Source organism: Selenomonas sp. CM52, assembly GCF_000292955.1.
In the GTDB taxonomy this organism is placed as follows: Bacteria; Bacillota; Negativicutes; order Selenomonadales; family Selenomonadaceae; genus Selenomonas.
The window spans coordinates 31,658-52,328 of record NZ_ALNM01000028.1; the positions used below are offsets into that span (position 1 = coordinate 31,658).

15 protein-coding genes are annotated in these 20,671 nt (G+C 57.0%); 2 read left to right on the top strand and 13 right to left on the bottom strand.

The genetic code is table 11. The features are described 5' to 3' along the window. Positions 1–66 precede the first annotated feature (66 nt). Positions 67–1,197, top strand: coding sequence for an acyltransferase (locus tag HMPREF1153_RS06800; RefSeq protein ID WP_009646200.1), 1,131 nt, complete (start codon positions 67–69; stop codon positions 1,195–1,197). A gap of 24 nt (positions 1,198–1,221) precedes the next feature. Here HMPREF1153_RS06800 and pepD read toward each other — a convergent pair whose 3' ends face one another. The 13 genes from pepD to pheS form a co-directional block, all read right to left on the bottom strand. Further along, complete coding sequence (pepD, locus tag HMPREF1153_RS06805; protein WP_009646185.1) at positions 1,222–2,670, bottom strand: beta-Ala-His dipeptidase; 1,449 nt, start codon at positions 2,668–2,670, stop codon at positions 1,222–1,224. 110 nt (positions 2,671–2,780) lie between these two features. Beyond that, positions 2,781–3,341 carry a cell division protein SepF gene (locus HMPREF1153_RS06810; RefSeq protein ID WP_009646252.1) on the bottom strand — a complete coding sequence of 187 codons (561 nt, stop codon included), beginning with the start codon at positions 3,339–3,341 and terminating at the stop codon, positions 2,781–2,783. A gap of 200 nt (positions 3,342–3,541) precedes the next feature. Then, positions 3,542–5,359 (bottom strand): translational GTPase TypA, encoded by a 1,818-nt coding sequence (typA, locus tag HMPREF1153_RS06815; protein ID WP_006193030.1) that lies wholly within the window; start codon positions 5,357–5,359, stop codon positions 3,542–3,544. Between the two features lie 123 nt (positions 5,360–5,482). Next, on the bottom strand, positions 5,483–6,406 hold the full coding sequence (gene ftsY, locus HMPREF1153_RS06820; protein WP_009646257.1) for a signal recognition particle-docking protein FtsY: 924 nt from the start codon (positions 6,404–6,406) through the stop codon (positions 5,483–5,485). 28 nt (positions 6,407–6,434) lie between these two features. Further along, the gene (gene smc, locus HMPREF1153_RS06825) at positions 6,435–9,980 is read right to left on the bottom strand and encodes a chromosome segregation protein SMC (protein WP_009646248.1); all 3,546 of its coding nucleotides are present in this window, start codon (positions 9,978–9,980) and stop codon (positions 6,435–6,437) included. A 34-nt stretch (positions 9,981–10,014) separates the two neighbouring features. Continuing rightward, positions 10,015–10,920 (bottom strand): LysR family transcriptional regulator, encoded by a 906-nt coding sequence (locus HMPREF1153_RS06830; protein ID WP_009646243.1) that lies wholly within the window; start codon positions 10,918–10,920, stop codon positions 10,015–10,017. Positions 10,921–11,030: 110 nt separating this feature from the next. After that, entirely contained in the window at positions 11,031–11,813 is a 783-nt protein-coding gene (locus HMPREF1153_RS06835) for an ABC transporter ATP-binding protein (protein ID WP_009646216.1), read from the bottom strand. Continuing rightward, complete coding sequence (locus HMPREF1153_RS06840) at positions 11,813–12,823, bottom strand: FecCD family ABC transporter permease (RefSeq protein ID WP_009646211.1); 1,011 nt, start codon at positions 12,821–12,823, stop codon at positions 11,813–11,815. Before HMPREF1153_RS06840 ends, HMPREF1153_RS06835 begins: the two co-directional genes overlap by 1 nt. After that, on the bottom strand, positions 12,820–13,776 hold the full coding sequence (locus HMPREF1153_RS06845; protein ID WP_009646249.1) for an ABC transporter substrate-binding protein: 957 nt from the start codon (positions 13,774–13,776) through the stop codon (positions 12,820–12,822). Before HMPREF1153_RS06845 ends, HMPREF1153_RS06840 begins: the two co-directional genes overlap by 4 nt. Positions 13,777–13,790: 14 nt before the next feature. Further along, positions 13,791–14,492 carry a precorrin-2 C(20)-methyltransferase gene (gene cobI / locus HMPREF1153_RS06850; RefSeq protein ID WP_009646204.1) on the bottom strand — a complete coding sequence of 234 codons (702 nt, stop codon included), beginning with the start codon at positions 14,490–14,492 and terminating at the stop codon, positions 13,791–13,793. Between the two features lie 180 nt (positions 14,493–14,672). Beyond that, positions 14,673–14,921: a cell division protein ZapA gene (locus HMPREF1153_RS06855; protein ID WP_009646223.1), complete on the bottom strand. Its 249-nt coding sequence runs from the start codon at positions 14,919–14,921 to the stop codon at positions 14,673–14,675. Positions 14,922–14,940: 19 nt separating this feature from the next. Beyond that, positions 14,941–17,373, bottom strand: a complete 2,433-nt coding sequence (pheT, locus tag HMPREF1153_RS06860; protein ID WP_009646220.1) for a phenylalanine--tRNA ligase subunit beta — start codon at positions 17,371–17,373, stop codon at positions 14,941–14,943. Positions 17,374–17,390: 17 nt separating this feature from the next. Next, positions 17,391–18,419, bottom strand: a complete 1,029-nt coding sequence (gene pheS / locus HMPREF1153_RS06865; RefSeq protein ID WP_009646181.1) for a phenylalanine--tRNA ligase subunit alpha — start codon at positions 18,417–18,419, stop codon at positions 17,391–17,393. Positions 18,420–18,677: 258 nt separating this feature from the next. Here pheS and HMPREF1153_RS06870 point away from each other — a divergent pair, with 258 nt between their 5' ends. After that, the gene (locus tag HMPREF1153_RS06870) at positions 18,678–20,627 is read left to right on the top strand and encodes a peptidase U32 family protein (protein WP_037370147.1); all 1,950 of its coding nucleotides are present in this window, start codon (positions 18,678–18,680) and stop codon (positions 20,625–20,627) included. Positions 20,628–20,671: the final 44 nt, after the last annotated feature.

Below are 20,671 nucleotides of genomic sequence, written 5' to 3' on the forward strand. Positions count from 1 at the left end.
GCGACTTCATTTATCAGCGCTCCCTAAAAAGCACATCACACAAAAATCCCTGCAGGAGGTTTCTCTATGGCAAAACAACATCTCGCCGCCATCGAATATATCCGCGGCATTTCCATGCTCGGCGTCATCGGCATCCATGTCGGCTCACAATACTTGATGAATCCCGCATCCAACGCACATCTGACAGCGCTTTTCGAGATTGCCACACGCTTCAGCGTGCCCATCTTCTTCTTCATTTCCGCTTTCGGCATCTTTTACAATATGGATTTGGACAAGCCTTTCAGCTATCGCCACTTCCTGCAAAAGCGCTCGCGTGCCGTCGTCCTGCCGTATCTCGTCTGGTCTCTCTTCTACCTCCTGCATGACGGCTGGCTTTATGGCGTCGGCTTTCCAGCGCCGCTCTCGCTCGCGTCCCTCATTTTCTTCGGCAATGCCAAGTACCAGCTTTACTTCCTCGTAATCCTCATTTGGTTCTACCTCCTCATGCCGCTTTGGATTTCCGTAGTAAAGCATATCAACGGCAAGGGGCTTCTGCTCCTCTTCGCGCTGCAGGTCGCCTTCGATTACTTTTCAAGTTTCAATGTCCCTTTCAATACCATGGTTTACGGCATGGAAAATCCCGTGCTCAAGAGTTTCCTGCTCTATCGCCTCAATTATTGGGTGCTCCACTATGTCTTCATCTTCATCATCGGCGGCTACCTCGCCGTGCATTTCGACGCTTTCAAGGCATTCATGCACAACGAGCGAAAGAGCATCTGTCTCTTCTTCGCGGTGTCCCTCATAGGACTGCTCAGCTATTATTACTTTCTGCTCTCCTTCCGCAATTACACGCAGATGGACGCCATCAACACGGCGCATCAGCTTTGTCCGCTCGGTATCGTCTACACCCTAGCCGCGTCCCTCTTCTTCTTCACGATTTTCACCGAGCAGCGGTATCCGCAGATACTCAACTCCCTCTTTTCTCTCCTAGGCAGGCACTCGTATTTCGCCTACCTCGTCCACCCTCTCTTCATCGGCTACATGATGCTTGCGCTCGAAAGGCGCGGCATCATCATGACAGCACCCAAGGCAATCGCATTTTATCTCGCAACTGTCGTCCTTTCCATAGCGACGGCCGCGATCACTCGCTCCATCGGAGAACGATTCCCCATGCTGAACATGCTCACCTTAGGCATTGCCGCTTCAAAGAAAAAATAAACATTCGAGGAAACTCGCCGAGCGTTATTGCTCAGCGAGTTTTTTCAATGTCTGAGAAAGAATTTCTACCAACGGCGCTACGGTTGATAGTTCAAGACTTTCCTTAGGACTGTGAATGTCGTGCGTCGTCACGCCGACGGAAACGAACTTCATCTGCGGATTCTTACGATAGAACCAACCGCACTCCAGCCCCGCATGAATTGTCTCGACTTTCATCGGCTTGCCCATGCGCTGCTCAAAAACCTCCGCGATGAGTTTCGCGAGCGGATTGTCCATGTCTTCGTCCCAACTCGGCGCAATCGTGCCGATATGAAGCGCAAAACCCGTAAGTTCTGCCAGATCCTTCGCCATGCGGCAAAATTCAAAGAGCTTGCCCTCCACACTGGAACGCGGATAAAAGTCGATGTCGATATCCGCACCCTCCATGCGCACGACGCCGAGATTCGCAGAGGTTTCCACCATGCCCGGCGTGACGGCGGACATCTGGTAGACGCCCGTATGGAAAAGGCGCAGGATGCGCAGCAAGTTTGCTGCATCCTCTGGCGCAAAAGTCTTCTCTGTATGCGGCGCTTCTGCAAGTGACAACTTAAGCGACGGCTCTGTTACGCTGTACGTCCGACGAAACTTCTCTTCTTCCTGCCCCAAGGCTTCGCGCAGGGCTTCCTCCGTCGCCTCTGTCACGACGATTGCCTCCGCCTCCGACGCGATCGCATTCTTCGCCTTGCCGCCCGTAAGCGAGGCAAGTGAGAAATCCACGCCTGCCTCCTGCAGTCCTGCCAACGCCAAGGACAATAGACGCAGTGCATTGGCGCGTCCTTCACCTATCTCCTCGCCCGAGTGCCCGCCTTTTAGTCCTTCGACGGCAATCTGCCACGCTTTTCCCTTCGCAGCAGCAACAAACTTCATCGTGCGCGAAAATGTCAGATCGACTCCGCCCGCACTGCCGACACAAAGCTCATCGAGATTCTCCGAATCGCAGTTGATCAGATACTGCGCATCCTTCAGATATTTCTCCGACAAGTGGATGGCGCCCGTCATGCCGCGTTCTTCGTCAACGGTGAAGATCGCACGCACGGGGCCGTTCTCCTTCACGTGGCGCAAGATGTGCAGGATGATGGCGACGCCGATGCCATCATCCGCCCCAAGGCTCGTCCCTTCCGCATGCAGGACATCGCCCTCTTCCACAAGTCGGATGGCATCGTGCAGCGGATCATAAGCGACGCCCGGTGCAGCGACACAAACCATATCCATGTGCCCTTGGAGAATGACGCGCGGGGCATTCTCTCTGCCTGGCGCAGCGGCAAGATCGGCGATGATGTTGTTCCTCTCATCCTGCACGACCTCAAGCCCCATCTCGCGCAAATGTGCGAGGAGATAGTCGCTGACTGCCTTCTCGTGTCCCGATGGGCGCGGAATCGCGGCGAGGGCACGAAACTCTTTCATGACACTTTCTAAAATATCGCTCTTTTTCATAAGTCGCTCCTTCTTTCCATAGAAAAGGCAGGGCAATCAAGCCTGACTGCCCTGCCCAAGGAAGCATCCATTCCCTGCATCCGCAAGGAAAGCCTCCTGACACCTCATATTCAATCTTGCAAGGGAATCGGCTCGGCCTCATAGACGTTCACGCCATCCGGCGCATAGAGCACCATGGCCGTGGAAACGCGCTTGACTTCACCGTTCATAATGTAGCACACACCATTGATGAAATCGCAGAGACGGCGCTGCTCCTCAAGCTCAACGCGCTCATAATTCACGAGCACCGCCCTGCCGGCCTTCAAATCATCGGCGATTTCCTGAACCTGATCGAAACTGCGCGGCACATAGATCTTCACGTTGAGCGAAGGAATCTGCGTCGTATGAACCGTCAGCTTCGGACGCTCCTGCTGAACCGTCACACGCGTGCGCGGCGCATGCACCGCCGTCGTATAGCGCGGGCGGCGCAGCTCCGACGCAGATGGATACATCGGCGGCTCTGCCGACGCATAGGAAATTGATGCACCGTTAGAAACCTTGCGTTCCTCATAAGAGTCAGCGCTCATCATACGTTCCTCTTCTTGCTCCTCTTTCCTTGCCGACTCTGTTTTGACGACTTCTTCTTCCTCCACGGGCATGAGGAAGTCCGTCACCCTTTTCAAAAAATCCACCGCACTCCGCCTCCAGCGTAATAATTCCATGATAGCGACAAAATAAACCGAACAAATGATTGGAAACCTCTTAATGAATCATGCTTATTATGTTCGCTCTTTCTTTCGGAAATCCTCTAAAAAAAGTTAAGCCTCTGGAAAAAGTTTTCCCGATGGGCGCATAAGATAGATATTCCCATCGAAAAGTCCTGCCATTGCTGTTACTTTCGTGCATTTTTATTCGCACGTCCGCGAGCCGTACGATCGAGTATCGCCTTGCGCAAGCGGATATTTTCCGGTGTGACCTCGACAAGTTCATCCTCGTTGATGTACTCAAGCGCCTGCTCAAGACTCAAGATGCGCGGCGGCACAAGGCGGATTGCCTCATCGGAAGAAGACGTGCGCATGTTGGAAACATTCTTCTTCTTGCACGGATTGATGTCGATGTCGAGTTCGCGCGAATTTTCGCCGACGATCATGCCTTCGTAGACCTGCTGACCCGGCGAAATGAACATCGTGCCGCGATCCTGCAGCGTGTAGATGCCGTAGCCCGTCGTCTCACCCTGCTCGAACGCCACGAGCGAGCCGCGCGTGCGCCCGGGAATGTCTCCCTTGAAAGGGACGTAGCCGCAGAACACATGGTTCATGATGCCGTTGCCCTTCGTATTCGTCAAAAGTTCCGAGCGGAAACCGATGAGTCCGCGTGCAGGAATGACGAACTCCATGCGCATGTAGCCCGAAACCTCCGTCATATTGGAAAGCTCCGCCTTGCGCGTGCCCAGAGACTCCATGACCGCCCCCATATACTCCTGGGGAACTTCGATCGTTAAGTTTTCCATCGGCTCGCACTTCTGCCCGTTGATCGTCTTGTAGACGACCTCGGGCTTGCCGACCTGAAGTTCATAGCCTTCGCGGCGCATCGTTTCGATGAGGATGGAAAGATGCAGTTCGCCGCGTCCCGATACCTTGAAGACATCGGCGGAATCTGTCTCCTCCACGCGCAGGCTGACATTCGTCTCCACTTCCTTGAAGAGACGGTCACGCAGATGGCGCGAGGTCACAAACTGTCCTTCCCTGCCGGCAAAGGGACTCGTATTGACGCCGAAGGTCATGGAAAGCGTCGGCTCGTCGATATTGATCGTCGGCAAAGCTTCGGGATTTTCTGCATCCGCTACCGTATAACCGATGCTGACATCACCAAGACCAGTCAGGGCAACGATATCGCCCATCTGTGCCTCAGGTACCTCGACACGCTTCAAACCCTGATAGACGAAGATCTTGCCGACGCGCGCCTTCGACTCATGGTCGCCGCTCAAGAGAGCGACGCTCTGGTTCGTTTTCACACCGCCGCGGATAATTCGGCCGACGGCAACCTTGCCGACATACTCATCGGCTTCGAGCGTCGTAACCATCATCTGCAGCGCACCATCTGCATCACCCGAAGGGGCAGGGATGTCCTTAATGATGGTTTCCAGCAAGGGGACGAGGTTGTCACTCTCGTCTTCCATGTTGTACTTCGCAATGCCTTCGCGCGCCGTTGCGTAGATGCAAGGGAAGTCCAGCTGCTCATCGTCCGCATCAAGCTCCATGAAAAGCTCAAGAACTTCATCATAAACATCATCGACACGCTGATCGGGGCGATCGATCTTGTTGATGACGACGATGGGCTTAAGTTTCTGCTCAAGCGCCTTTCTTAAGACATACTTCGTCTGAGGCATCGGACCCTCGAAGGCGTCAACAAGCAGCAGCACGCCGTCCACCATGTTGAGCACACGCTGCACCTCGCCGCCGAAATCCGCATGACCCGGCGTGTCGACGATATTGATCTTCACGTCATTGTAGAGGATCGAGGTATTCTTGGAAAGAATCGTAATACCGCGCTCGCGCTCCAAATCTCCGGAATCCATGACGCGCTCTGCCACCTGCTCATTCGAGCGGAAAACATGGCTCTGCCGCAGCATGGCGTCAACCAGCGTCGTCTTTCCATGGTCGACGTGGGCGATGATCGCGATATTCCTCAACTTTTCATTTACACTCATTTTTGTCCGATGTCCTCCTAAATACGTTTCACCTATAGCAGTACAATTTTATTATAGTTGTCCTGCAATGTCAAATCATTTTCCCTGCCGAAAATACATTTGCTTTCTGCATCCTGCAGCGATTCATTCTACATTCAGCCCGAAGAGGGCGCACGCGAAATCCTTGGCGATGAACGGGCGCAGATCGTCGACTCCCTCGCCGACGCCAATCCATTTCACCGGCATGGAAAGCTCCGATTTCAGGCCGATGATGACACCGCCCTTCGCCGTTCCGTCGAGCTTCGTCAGAACGATGCCCGTGATTGCCGCCGCTTTTTGGAAGAGATCTGCCTGACTGATCGCATTCTGCCCCGTCGTCGCATCGAGGACGAGCAGCGTCTCATGCGGCGCCTCAGCAATCTCACGCTGGATCACGCGATTAATCTTCTTCAGCTCTTCCATGAGGTTCGATTTCGTATGCAGACGCCCCGCCGTATCAATGATCAAGACGTCGATGCTGCGCGCCCTCGCCGCCTTGACCGCATCGAAAGCGACGGCGGCAGGATCGGAGCCTTCCTCGTGGCGAATGACAGGAACCCCCGTGCGATCACCCCAGATCTGCAGCTGATCGATAGCGGCAGCGCGGAAGGTATCGGCGGCAGCGAGCATGACCGACTTGCCCTGCTCCTTGTAGTAGGCGGCGAGCTTGCCGATCGTCGTCGTCTTGCCGACGCCGTTGACGCCGATGACGAGGAGCACCGTAGGCCCTGCCGAAGCGATACGCGTTTCGTCCGAACCTGTTGAAAGGATTTCGGAAATCTTCTCAGCGAGGAAGGGCTTCAAATCTTCCGGCGTATTGATGTCTTTTTTCTTGATGCCCTTTCGCACATCTGCCATGAGTCTTTCTGTCGTCTTCACGCCGACATCGGACATGATCAGAGTTTCCTCCAGCTCATCGAGCAGATCGTCATCGATATCTGCATAGCCGATGATGAGTTTTTCAATCTTGTTCGTAAAGGTCTCGCGTGTCTTGGCAAGCCCCTTTTTCAATCGGTCAAAAAATCCCATAATACCTCCAATTTATCAACGTGCTCCCTCAAATCGCTTCGTCGAGGCGCACGGAAAGAACGCGCGACACGCCTGCATCCTCGATGGTGATGCCGTACATGAAATCAGCTGCTTCCATCGTCCCTTTTCGGTGCGTGACGACGATGAACTGCGTATTTTCAGCAAATTCACCGAGGAACTTGCCGAAACGAGCGACATTCGCCTCATCAAGCGGTGCATCGATCTCATCGAGCACGGAAAATGGCGCGGGACGGTAGCGTAAAAAGGAAAAGAGCAATGCGATGACCGTCAGGGCACGCTCACCACCCGAGAGCACGGAGAGATTCTGGCGCTTCTTCGTCGGCAGCTGCACCTCGATTTCCACACCAGCATGGAGCACATCCTTCTCATCGGTCAGAAAAAGCTCCGCCTTGCCGCCGCCGAAGAGGCGCACGAAGATGTCGGCAAAATAGCCGCGAATCTCTTCGAACGCCACCTTGAACTGGCGCGTCATCGTCACGTCCATCTCATGAATCATCGCCATGAGATTTTCGCGCGCTGCTTCGAGATCCGCCGCCTGCTTGCCCATGAACGCATGGCGCTCCACAAGCTCTTCATGCTCGCGTATGGCGTTGGGATTGACGGGGCCGAGTTCTGCGAGCGCACGGGAGATGTCCTGCATCTTCTTCTTAAGCTCCGTGCCCGTCAGATCGAGCGCCTCTTCCGCTGCCGTTTCCCATGTATGCCCATACTGCTCCAAAAGCTCCGCCTGCACCTGCTCAATCTTCACATGCACCTCGGCGGCAGCAATTTCCATTTGATGCAGCTTGCCCTGCATCTCTGAGAGTCGCTGTCCTGCTGCCCTCGCCGCCTTGTCATTCTCTTGGTTTTCCGCATGACGTTCGAGCTTTTCCTGATACTGCTTGTCGTAGGCGGCTTTTCCCTCGGCATGCTTTTCCTGCCAGGCGGCAACCCGCGCGGCGATTGCCTCGCGCTTCGTGCCGCCGTTGCTCTGTTCTTCATCCAGCGCAATTTCTTCCTCGCGCGTTTTTTCCGCCTGCTCCTTCGCTCTCGTCTCTTCCTTCTCTTTTAGGAGCGCCTGCTCACGCGCACGGATTTTCTCCTGCTCAAGGACGGCGCGCTTTAGCTCCCGCTCGTTGATATACTTGCTGAGGTCATCAGCATCCTGCTCAAGATCGTCGAGCTCTTCCTCGCTCTCCTTTGTCTCCCGCTCCATCTTCTCGTACAGGCGGCGCGCGGCCTTCGCCTGCTGCACGGCGTCATTCTTCTTCGCCTGCGCCTTGGAAAAGGTCATTTCAGCCTCTTCTGCAAGCTTCTTGAGCGTCTCTCTCGCCTTTTCCTTCTCTTTTCGCGCCTCGGCGATGCGTTCATCCTTGACGCGCAGTTCCGCTGCATACACATCCTTTTGCTGCAAAGAGCGGGCAATAAATTCCAGCGCCTCGGCCATTTCCTTCGCCGCCTTGTCAAAAAGCGTGCGCTCTTTCAAAAGCGCAGCAAGCTTTTCTTCCGCGTCCCGCACGCTCTTTTCCAAGCGCTCGATCTCACCGCCGCGATTGAGAAAGCTCGTCTCCTGCCCTTGCCTGCCGCCGCCCGAAAGCGAGCCGCCGGGATTCAGCAATTCGCCGTCAAGCGTCACGATGCGCAGCCGCCACCCCATCTTCTTCTCGATGGCAAGGCCGTGATCGAGCGTATCGACGACGAGCGTGCGGGCCAGCAGAAAGTCCACGACTTTTCGGTACTTCGCATCCGCACCGACCAGCTCATTGGCAAAGCCTATGGCACCCGCTTCCCTCTTCGCCGCCTCATCCTGCGAGCGGCGCACGACGAGCGTCGAAAGCGGCAGGAACGTCACGCGTCCCAAACGTGCGCGTTTCAGAAAGGCGATGGCGGCCTTCGCCGTATCCGTATCCTCCGTCACGATGTTCTGCAGACTGCTGCCCAAGGCGACATCGACGGCGCGGATGTACTCATGCGGCACGGAAACAAGCTCGGCGACAGCGCCCGCGACGCCCTTCTGCCAAGGTTCTTTCGCCTGCAGTACAGCCTTCGGCGCGCGTGCGAAACCTTCGTACGACGCCTGCATGTTGCGCAGGAACTTGAGCTTGTTCTCATCTGCGTGCAGCTCTTCTTTCGTACGGTTCTCCGCATGAAGCAGCGTGTGAAGCTTCTCGTCCAAACGCTCCTTCTCTTGTGTCTTCTTCGTGCGTTCTTCTTCGTGCGTCCTGCGCTCTTCTTCGAGCCTGCGTCGCTCTTCGCCGATTGCCTTCGCCTCAGTCGTCAGAGCGTCAACTGCCGCTATCGCTCTTTTCAGCTCATCGGTACGTTCCGTGCCGCTCGTCGAATACCGTTCCAGCTCATGCTCAATGAGCAGAAGCTCATTTTCCCGCGCGAGCATGTCGCGCTGCGCCGCATCCTTCTTGTCCGCGAGCGTGCGATGCTTCTCCTTGACCTCGCGCAGCTTCTCGCCCAGGGCCTTGAGCGAGCTGCGATCCTTCGCTATGGCGGCATTGATCGCCGCATGCTTTTCAAGAAGCTCCTTCTCGACAGCAAAGAGCCGCTGCTTCTCAGCAGCAGCTTCTCCAGCAGTGCTCTCGAAATCCGCACGCTGTTGGAGGAGACGCGCCTTCAAGGCATCATGCTGATGTGCTCGCTCCTCCAGGATGGCGATTTCGCTGTTTGCCTGCTCGATCTGCGTCCTCAGCGCGTTGTTCTTCTCCGCCTGCTCCTGCAGTTTTTCTTCCAGAACGAGGATCGCCTGATCGAGTTCTTCCTTCTTCACATCCAGCAAGCGCACCTGCGTCTCGGCAGCCAGAGCCTCATCGCGCATCGCCTCAATCTTGCCCGCGCTGTCTGCACGCTCTTTCTTGAGCTGACCCTCACGCTGGAAAAGTTCCGTCAAGGCGCAGCGCCTGTAGACCGTCTGCAGCTCATCGTGGCGGCGCGTCTTCTCTGCGCTCTCGGCAAGCGGTTCGAGCTGCCCTTCGATCTCCTGCATGATGTCGCTGACGCGCACGAGATTCCCCTGCATGTCTTCCAGCTTTCGCATCGACTCGCGCTTGCGGTTGCGGTACTTCGTGATGCCCGCCGTTTCTTCAAAATAAAGGCGGCGCTCCTCAGGCTTGCTGTTCAGGATCTCATCGATGCGGTTCTGACCGATGACGCTCATGCCATCGCGCCCGAGTCCCGTATCGGCGAAAAGGTTGCTGATATCCTTCAGGCGACAGCGCGATTTATTGATGAAGAACTCGCTCTCACCCGAGCGGAAAAGACGGCGCGTCACGACGACTTCGCGGTAATCAACGGGCATATCCCCTTCATTTTCAAAGAAGAGGGAGACTTCTGCAACGCCCATGGCACGCCGCGTCGCACTGCCCGTAAAGATGATGTCCTCGGCCTTCGAACCGCGCAGGGCGCGCACATTCTGCTCGCCGAGCACCCAGCGCACCGCATCTGTGACGTTGCTCTTGCCGCTGCCGTTCGGCCCGACAATCGCCGTAACGCCCGCATGGAACTCGATCTCGACTTTATCGGCAAACGATTTGAAGCCATAGGCTTCGAGGCGTTTCAACTGCAAAACTTTTTCACCAGCCCATATTTCTTACATCGCCTCACTGGCGAAAACGTTCCCTGAACTCATCCGTCATCGTGTACTCCTCCATGAAGGAAACGACCTTGCGCCCCGTCTCGCTCAGGCGCTTCTGCGGACTCCAGAAAAGATTGACCTGGATTTCCATCTCCGGCACAAGGGGACGACGTGCAAAGATCGTCTCGCTGCGCGTCACAAAATCCGGCAAAATCGATATGCCGAGGCTGTTCGCGACGAGCTGCTTGATCGTCTTGAGCTGCGACGTACAAAGCAAAATCTCGGGCGTAAAACCGTTTTCCACGCAGCTGCGATAAACCGTATCGTATTGATACGTATTCGGCTGCTGCATGATGAACTTCTCACGACGGAGATCAGCGACAGCCACATGCTCGCGCGCCGTCAGCGGGTGATCGAGCGGCAGACACAACTCCATCTTATCCTTGAGCACAGCCATCTCATTGCGGTGCGTCTTAACTGCGGGCGCAAGCACGACACCGAAGTCGAGCAGCCCTTCCTCCACCTTCGCCCTGACCTCGACGGAATCAACGTATTCGCAGACATCGAGATTGATGTCGGGATGTGCCGCCGTAAACTTCGTAAAAAAGTCCGGAAAAAGATACGCCTCAAGCATCGGCGGCAGACCGAAGTGAACCGTCCGCCTGGCATCGGGACGAAAGCGCAACATATCCTGCTCCGCACGTTCGACCGCCTGCATGATCTCCTCCGCATGAAGCAGAAATGCCCTTCCCTCCATCGTCAAAGACACACGCTTCTGCCGACGATCGACGAGCATCAGGCCAATCTCGGACTCCAACGATTTGATCGCCTTCGTGACAGACGGCTGGGAAACGTGGAGAGCCTCCGCCGTGCGCGTGAAGTTTTCGAGATGGGCGAGCGTGCAAAAATATTCCAATTGTCGAATTTCCAAGCTATTCCCTCCTCCAGTTCTCACTAGGTATTATACCATAACTGTGAGGAATCTTATAGAGAAAATTCCATAGGAACCGACATATCGTCATTAAAATCCTGACACGACATTTACCGCACGAGCGAAACAGGCGACAGCACCTGCGCTCCTTGACTATTGGTAAAAATGTCGGCGCGCACGCCGAAGACCTCAGCAAGCATCGCGACGTTCAGCACATCGTGCGGCGTTCCCGTGCTGAAAATCTGTCGATCCTTGATGACGGCGATCTCGTCCGCATACTGCAAAGCATGGTTGATGTCATGCAGCACCATGATGACGGTCATCGCATGCTCTCGATTGAGCCGCTTGATGATTTCCATGACTTCAAGCTGATGCGCAATGTCGAGGTATGTCGTCGGCTCATCGAGCAGCAGGTATTCGGGCTGGCGAGCCAACGCCATGGCGATCCAGGCGCGCTGACGCTCGCCGCCCGAAAGCGACATGACCTGACGGGTGCGCATCGCTTCCAGCCGCGTCTCGGCCAGCGCCTGTGCGACAGCCTCGCGATCCTCCTTCGAACGGCCGATCGTGCGCCAGCTGCGGTACGGATAGCGGCCATAGTCGACGAGAGCCTCCACCGTGAGATCGGGCGGAGCGGCAAGTCCCTGCGGCAGGATGGCGAGGCGCTTCGCCAACGATTTTCGCGGGATGGCATGGATGTCCGTACCGTCCAGCAGCACCTCGCCCTCATACTTGGGATTCAAGGCAGCAAGCACGCGCAGAAGCGTCGACTTTCCCGCGCCGTTCGGGCCGATGATCGCCGTGCGCTTGCCGACGGGAAATTCGACGTTCAGATTGTGCAGGATTGTTTTTCCTGCGAGCGCCACCGAAAGATGGCGAACCGTCACAGACATCAAAGTTCCCTCCTCAACAGAAACAAGAAGAACGGCGCACCGAGGACAGCCATGAGGATGCCGACGGGCAGTTCGACAGGCGCAAATGCCGTGCGTGCGAACGTATCGCTCAAAGTCACGACAGCCGCGCCCAAGAGCGCGGACGCGGGCAGAAGGAAGCGATAGTCCGAGCCGACCAGAAGCCGAGCCGCATGAGGCACGATGAGTCCGACAAAGCCCAAGAGTCCAACGACGGCAACGGCGCTCGCTGCCAGAAGAGCCGCGATCGCCGTAAGCAAAAGGCGCGTGACCTCGACGCGAAGGCCGAGACTCCGCGCGATCTCATCGCCCAGGAGCAGGATATTGAGCTTACGCGAGAAGGCGAGGGCGAGCACGAGACCGACAATCGTATACGGGAAGATCATGTCGACCTGCGGCCAGCTGCGCGCCGACAGACCGCCTACCATCCACATCAAGGCGCCGTGCACGCGGTCGCTGTAAAAGATCATCAGGGCGGAGATGCCCGCGCCGAGAAAAGCCGAGACGGCGACGCCCGCCAGGATGATGCGGATCGGCCGGATGCCATTCTTCCAAGCGAGCAAGTAGATGGCGACAGCGGCCGCCATCGCGCCGAGAAAGGCGGCGGGCGTCACGAAGGCCTCGTGCCCGGGAAAGACGAGCATGACAAAGATGCCCGCAAGTCCCGCCCCCGACGAGATGCCGATGATGTGCGGGTCGGCGAGGGGATTCTTCATGATCGCCTGCAAAATAGCACCTGAAAGCGATAAATGGACGCCGACGAGCGCCGCCACGATCGTGCGCGGCAGACGGATATTCATGAGGATCTGCGCGTGCACACCCTCAACGCCCTCTGTGAGCGTCTGTCCTATTTCCGCTGCGGGAATTTCGACAGATCCTTTCATGATGCTCAAGACGAAGCCGACGCATGCCAAAGCGGCGAATACCGCCACGATGGATATTCGCCGCCTGAAAGCGCTGAATTTTGTTTCCGCACCTTCCGCACCGCTCATGGAAATACCTCAGGATAGATGAGCTTCGCCATCATCTCGAAGGCTTCAGGATAGTGCAGTCCGGGACTCAGAAGGAAGAGATCCTGCGGCAGGTAATAGAGTTTTCCCTGCTGAATTGCAGGAATGCTCTGCCACGCGGGACTTTCAGCGATCGTCTTTTCCATATTTTTCTTGATCTCATCCATCTTGCCCATGCTCGTGACAAAGATGATGTCCGGATTCTGCTCGACGAGAGTTTCCATGCTGTATGGCGCAGCATCGGGATTCTTCTCCAGCGGCGTCATACCGCTCGCCACGTTCTCCCAGCCGAGCATCTTGACGATGGAGCCTGCGATGCTGCCGTCGAGCTGCACGCTCAAGCCCTGCGACGTGCTGTGCAGGATGGCGACACGCTTCTTCTCCTTTGGCACGCGTGCAAGGACGCCCTGAATCTTCTCGTCCATCTCCTTGACAAGCGTCTCGCCCTTCTCCTTTTCTCCTGTGACCTGCGCAAAAATCCTGACCTCGCGCTTCACGTCCTCGTAGCTTTTCATGTCGATGACGATGGACGGAATCCCATTTGCCTCAAGCGTCGACAGGAGCTTTTCGTTCATGCCCTTGTTGACGATGACGAGATCGGGCTGACAAGCGAGCACCTTCTCCACATCGATCTGGTAGACCTCGCCAACGCTTGCCTTGTCCTTGGCATAATCGGGCATCTTCGTCTTGGAATCCGGCCGGCCAACGACATCGCCGCCCACGGCATGAAGCGGCTCAAGGAACGATGCCGACAGCACGACGATGCGCTCCGGCTTCTTTCCAAGTGCGACCTCGCGCCCCATATCGTCCTTGATTACGGCAAAATTTGTGCCCTGTTCCGTCTTCGCCGCTTCCTTCGCACCGCATCCTGCAAGAATTGCAAGCATCACGACCAAAAGGGAAAGAGCAAACGCCCTATAAAAATTTCCGCACATGTTCAAGACCTCCTTCAAGCATTGCGTCGCGTCAGAATCGTCGACAGGTAATTGACCTTCTTATCCTTCTGCGCCTCGATATCATCGATGCGTTCCTCATCGGGCAGGCCGCAGCGGCTCACCATCACAGCATCCTTCGCCAAGCCGCTTTCGCTGAGCATATCAGCGATTTCGGGGAAGTTCTTGTATACCTTCATCAGGACGGCATTGTCCGTCACGGGCAGGATCTTGGCAATCTTCTCGGGCGAAGCCGTCGCCGGAATGATGGAAAGAATATCGTTTCCCTCGACGATCGGATAGCCGAGCTTGCTGCCAATGGCGCAGAACGCCGGAATCCCCGGAATCGTCTCGATCGTCACCGCTTCATGCTCAAGCAGACGATAGACATAGATGTAAGTGCTGTAAAACATCGGATCGCCCAAGGTCAGGAACGCCACATTCTTTCCCGCCTCCAAGAGTGCGAGAATCTCCGTCTTGTTCTCCTCCCATGCTTTCGTGGACTCGGCAAAATTCGCAACCATCGGAAAGACCTGATAGACGATCTCGATATCCTTCTTCAAGTAAGGACGCGCGATGGAAAGCGCGACGCTACCGTCCTTCTTCTCCGTCTTGGGCGCGATGAGCACATCTGCCTTCTCCATCGCACGAATTGCCTTGACCGTCAAAAGCTCGGGATCACCCGGTCCCACGCCAATGCCGAAAAATGTTCCCTTCATACCATACCTCCTATTGCTTCTACAAAAGAACCGCCCGAGCGGGCACAACTGCACCAGCTTCGAGCGGTTCATATTCGCCTCTGGGGGCAATTCCCTCTCGCCATTATATACCATTCCTTCAAGGAATGGCAAGGTCATGTTTAGGAGACTGCAGAGGCATCACAAACATTCATCTCTTGCCTATTTCGGCTCTTCCAAAAGGGCGAGCAATTCGTCGTAATCCTTCTTCAGCTTGTAGTATTCATCGGCAAGCTGCAAAGCGGCGAGCACGCCGATCTTCGTGCCCGAGAAACTGCGGGTCTTTTTGGCGACGTCGCGCATGTTGTCATCCACGAGCTTGGCAAGCTGGCGCACATAGTCGGCAGGTTCATCGCTCTTGAGCGGATACACTTCGCCGAATATCTCAACGACTACCTTCTTCTTTTCCATCGTTTCACCCGCTGTCTCTTCAGGCGCGAAGCTCAGCGCCGCATTCTTTTTGGAGCGCCGCCAAGATCTTCGCTACGGCTTCGTCGGCTTCTTCATCCTTCAAGGTCTTGTCCGCCGACTGGAAGTCGACGCTGAATGCCATGCTCTTCTTGCCCTCGGCGACCTGCTCGCCCGTGTAAACGTCGAAGAGGTGCAGATCCTTGAAGAACTTGCCCGCACTCTTTTCGATGGTGCGTGCGAGTCGCGCCGCATCCGTCTGCTCGTCGACGAGCAGCGCGAGGTCGCGCGAGATCGCGGGGAAGCGCGGCAGCGGCTCATAGCGGAAGTTCTTCGCGCGATACTTGAGCAAGGTTTCGACGTCCATCTCGAAGATGTATGCCTTCTTGTGGATATCAAGCGCTTTCAGGACAGTGGGATGCACCTCGCCGAGCACGGCGATGACCTCCCTGCCCTTCTTGAAGAATGCCGTCTTCCCCGGATGCAACGCGAAGTGTTCGCCGCGTTCCACCGTATAATTGGCGATGGAAAGACGCGCGAGGAGTTCTTCCACGACGCCCTTGACGTCGTAGAAATCGACGGCTTCATTGTCCTGATTCCAGCCGATCGGATGACGTCTGCCTGCAAGAAACCCTGCGAGCTTCATGATTTCCTCGGGCTGCTCCGTCACGGGCAGCTCCTTCGGCACAAAGATCGGCGCGACCTCGAAGAGGCGCAGATCTTCGTTCTTGCGCGAGAAGTTGCGCTGTGCGTTTTCCAAGAGGTTGGAAAGGAGCGTCGTGCGCACGAGCGGATATTCGTCCGTCAGCGGATTCATGATGGGCACGGCGCGGCGCAGGACGCTCGCCTGCGGCACCTGCATCTTGTCGAACATGCTCGGATGCGTGAAGCTGAAGGACACGGTTTCCGTCATGCCGAGTCCTGTGAGAATCTCCTTGATGCGGCCGATGAATGCGAGCCTCTCGCTCTGGCGTCCCTGCACGGCTTCGCCGCGCGGGCGCGTCGCGGCAATCTTGTCGTAGCCGTGGATGCGCGCGACTTCTTCAGAGATGTCCTCCATCAAGGTCACATCGCTGCGCCACGAGGGCACACATGCGATGTACGAGCTGCCCTCCTCGCGCACGGCGAAGCCGAGTTTTTCGAGGATGCGCTTCATCTCCGCACCTTCGATCTCCGTACCGAGACGCGCATTGACCGCCGCCGCGGTGAACGTGACTTCCACTGGCTCTTTCGGCGCGGGATATACGTCGACGACGCCCGAGGCAACCGTGCAGGCGCCCATCTGCTGCAGGAGCTGCGCTGCACGATCGAGCGCACGCACCGTATGCGCGACGTCAACGCCGCGCTCGAAGCGCCCCGACGCCTCGGAGCGAAGGCCGAGAGCGCGGCTCGTGCGGCGAATGCTCGCGCCGTTGAACGCGGCAGCCTCCAGGACGACGGTCTGCGTCGCGTCGGTGACTTCCGATTCCAGACCGCCCATGACGCCGGCAAGACCCGCAGCCTTTTCCGCATCGGCGATGACGAGTTCCGTTCCCTTGGCCCGGCGCGAGGAATCGTCGAGCGTATGAAGCTCCTCGCCTTTTGCCGCAAGCCGCGCCGTGAGCTTCTTCCCCGCGATCTGCGCCCAATCGTAGGCGTGCATGGGCTGGCCGAATTCCAACATGACGAAGTTCGTGACGTCGACGACATTGTTGATGGCGCGGATGCCTGCATCTTCCAGCCGCTTCGCCATCCATGCGGGCGACGGCGCGATCTTGACGTTCTGCAGGACGCGCGCGGAGAAGCGACTGCAAAGCTCGGGCGCCGCTATGCCGATCTCGATGAGGTCAGAAGCCTTGACGGAGGCGTCTTCTTCGACGCGAATCTCAGGGAACTTCGCCTCGCCTCCCGTGAGCACGGCGGCTTCGCGCACAAGCCCCAAGACACTGAAGCAGTCGCCGCGGTTCGCCGTAAGCTCGAATTCCAGGACGACGCCGTCGAGTCCCAACACCTTGCTCGCCGGAATCCCTACGGGCGTATCGGGCGGCAGGATGTAGATGCCGTCCTTTTGCTCCTCTGTCAGATTCGATTCATCGAGCTTCAGCTCGCCGGCGGAGCAAAGCATGCCGTTCGACACGATGCCGCGCAGTTTGCCCTTCGCAATCTTCAAGCCGTTTGGCAGATGTGCGCCAACGAGCGCAACGGGAACGATATCGCCTTCATGCACGTTGTCCGCGCCCGTCTGAATCGTGACGAGTTCCTTTTGCCCGACATTCATCCGGCAGACGAGAAGATGGTCAGAATCGGGGTTCGGCTCAAGCTGTTCGATGCGTCCCGTGACGACCTTGTCCAGTCCTCTGTCCGCACGCACGACATTCTCCACTGGCACGCCCGCCATCGTGTATTTGTCGGCGAGTTCTTCCGCCGTCTCCTTGAAATCTATATAGTCATGAAGCCATTCGATCGATACCTGCATGAAACTTTTCCTCCCCCTCAGAACTGATGCAAAAAGCGCACATCGTTGTCATAGAAGAGCCGCAGATCGTCGATGCCGTAGGAAAGCATGGCGATGCGCTCGACCCCCATGCCGAAGGCGAAGCCCGCGACCTTCTCGGGATCGTAGCCGCTCATCTTGAGGACGTTCGGATGCACCATACCCGCACCGAGGATCTCTAGCCAGCCCGTGCCCTTGCAGACGCGGCAACCCTCACCGTGACACATGACGCACGAGATGTCAACCTCCGTGCTCGGCTCGGTGAATGGGAAGAAGCTCGGACGAAAGCGCACGCGAGCCTTTTCATCGAAAATCTGACGCAGAAAGTCTTCGAGCGTTCCCTTGAGGTCAGAGAAACGAATGCCCTTGTCGACGACAAGACCCTCGACCTGCGTGAACATAGGCGAATGCGTCGCGTCGTAATCGTCGCGGCGATAGACCCTGCCGGGAGCGATCATCCGGATCGGCGAATTCGGCTCGTGCGCCTGCATCGTGCGCGCCTGCACGGGAGAAGTATGCGTGCGCATGAGAATGTCCTCCGTGATGTAGAAGGAATCCTGCATATCGCGCGCCGGATGATCCTTGGGCAAGTTCAGCGCCTCGAAATTGTAGTGGTCACGTTCGATTTCCGGCCCCTCTTCGACGCTGTAGCCCATCGCCATGAAGATGCTCTTGATGCGCTCCATCGTGACCGTCAGAGGATGCAGATGCCCCAGAGGCTCGCGCCGCCCGGGAAGCGTCACGTCGATCTTCTCACCTGCAAGCTTCGCGGCAAGCGCCTCTTCGGCAAGCGCCGCACGCTTCTTCTCCAACGCGCTTTCAATCGCCGCGCGCGCCTCATTGACGATCTGCCCGAGACGCGGTCTCTCCGCAGTGTCGAGCTTTCCCATGCCGCGTTGGATCGCCGTCAGCTCGCCCTTCTTGCCGAACACCTTGACGCGGATGCCGTCAAGATCTGCGAGCGTCACGCCCGCCGCTTCGATGGCTGCAACGGCGTCCTCGCGAATCTTCGCTATCTTGCCTTCCATAAATGAAATGACCTCCCAAGCTGCAAAACGGCAAAGCAAAAACCTCCGCCCCCGCCAAGGGGCGAAGGTTCGTGTCGCCGCCCCCAAGCACTTCGGGGCATCGCGCCCAGCCGTTCATTATTGTTGCAATACTGATAAAAGTATATTACAGAAGGGAAGAAAAGGCAAATCTTTTACGGAAATTCGCCAGAAAGGCTAGAAATATGGTATACTATACGTTAAACGGAAAAATCATGAGCAAAGGAGCATGAAAAAAATATGCTATTAACCCGTAATTGCGTGGAGCTTCTCGCACCAGCCGGCACCTGGGATGCCCTCGTCGCGGCTGTCGAGGCGGGCGCGGATGCCGTCTATCTGGGCGGCAAGCACTTCAATATGCGCATGCACCACGGCGATACGAATTTCGACAACGAGATGCTGAAAAAAGCCGTCGACTTTACGCACGAACACGGCGTCAAGCTCTATATCACCTTGAACAATCTCATCAGCGAGGAAGAGCTTCCCGCCCTGCGCGAATATCTGCTCTACCTGCAGGAGATCCGCCCCGACGCGATCCTCGTGCAGGACTTCGCCGTGCTTGAGCTGAAAAAGGAACTGGGCATCGACATCCCGCTGCACACCTCGGTCATGATGAATACGCACAACGAGGCGGCAATTGAAAAACTCAAGGAATACGGCATCACGCGCATCGTTGTCGGGCGCGAGATGACGCTCTCTGAACTGAGCCTCTTCAAGGAACGCACGGGGCTCGAAGTCGAATACTTCATGCACGGCGACATGTGCATGTCCGAGAGCGGCCAGTGCATCCATTCGGGCGTGCTCTTCGGTCAGAGCGGCAACCGCGGCCGCTGTCTGAAGCCCTGCCGCTGGGCGTATGAGCTGATCGACGAGGAGACGGGCGAGGTCTTGGATGCCGAGAGCGAAGGCCCGTACAAGCTCGCTTTGAAGGACATGTGCATGTATCGCAACATCCCCGAGCTCATTCAGGCAGGCGTTCACTCCTTCAAGATCGAGGGACGCATGCGCCCGGCGGAGTTCATCCGCCGCATCGTGCGCACCTACCGCAAGGCGATTGACAGCTACATCGCCGATCCTTTCGGCTACCAAGTCGACGAAGCGGGCTGGCGCGACCTCTTCGACAACCGTGCGCGCGACTTCACGACGACGTTCGCCTTAGGGCCGACGACAGCACGCGACATCGGCTTTGACGGCACGCGAGAACCTCGCTTCTTCAGCGAGGCCGTGAAGGAGCCGGGCTTCCAGGACGACATTCTGAAGGCGGAGCGCCCCATCGCACGCGAGAATGCGCCCCATCGCCGTCTCTCGGTGCGCGTCGGCGACATCGAAGGCGCACGCGCCGCCATCGAGAGCGGCGCCGATGCCGTCTACGTCGGCGGCGAGGCATTCCGCCCGAAGAAGCCGTGGCGGCTCACGGACATCGAATCTGTCATCGAAACGGCGAATGAATCGGGCGCAAAGGTCTTTGTCAATACGCCGCGCACAACGATGCGCCGCGAATGCGGCGAGCTCGAGCAGTTCTTCACGGCACTCGAACGCCTGCAGCCCGCAGGTGTCCTCGTCAGCAACCTCGGCTCGCTGCGCCTCGCCCAGACGATCACGAGCCTGCCCGTGCAGGCCGATCTCTCGTTCAACCTCTTCAACCATCTCGCCGCGAAGTTCCTCAAGGAAAACGGTCTTGCCATGGCGGCATCCTCCTTCGAGCTTTCCTTCGAGCAGCTTCGAAGCCTCGTTGAAGCCTCGGAACTTCCCATCGAAACGGTCGTGCATGGCTCTTACGAATCCATGATCCTCGATCACAACCTGCCCGAGATGTCCTTGGGCAACTACGACCCGCTGAAGAATCCCGAATTTCTCGATCGCCGCTATGCACTGCGCGACAGGGCGGGCGAGGTTCATTCCATCCGCATCGACCAGTTCGGGCGCAACCACCTCTACTTCGCGAAGGATCTGTGTCTTTATCCGTACCTTGAGAAGTTCAACGGCATCGCCTCCTACCGCATTGAGGCGCAGGACTACGCGCCTGCGCTTGTCTCTCTCGTCACGAAGACGTACCGCGAGGCGCTCGATGCGCTCTCGCGCGGGGAAAAGGCTTTCGATGAATCCGCGCTCGCCGCACTCGCCGAAAAGAGTCCGCGCGCTTTCGGTCTCGGCATCTACCGTTTCCGCGAGTCAAAGGATTCGATCTAAAAAAGCGCGGATGAATCCAACGCTCATTTCGTTCACGCTCCCCT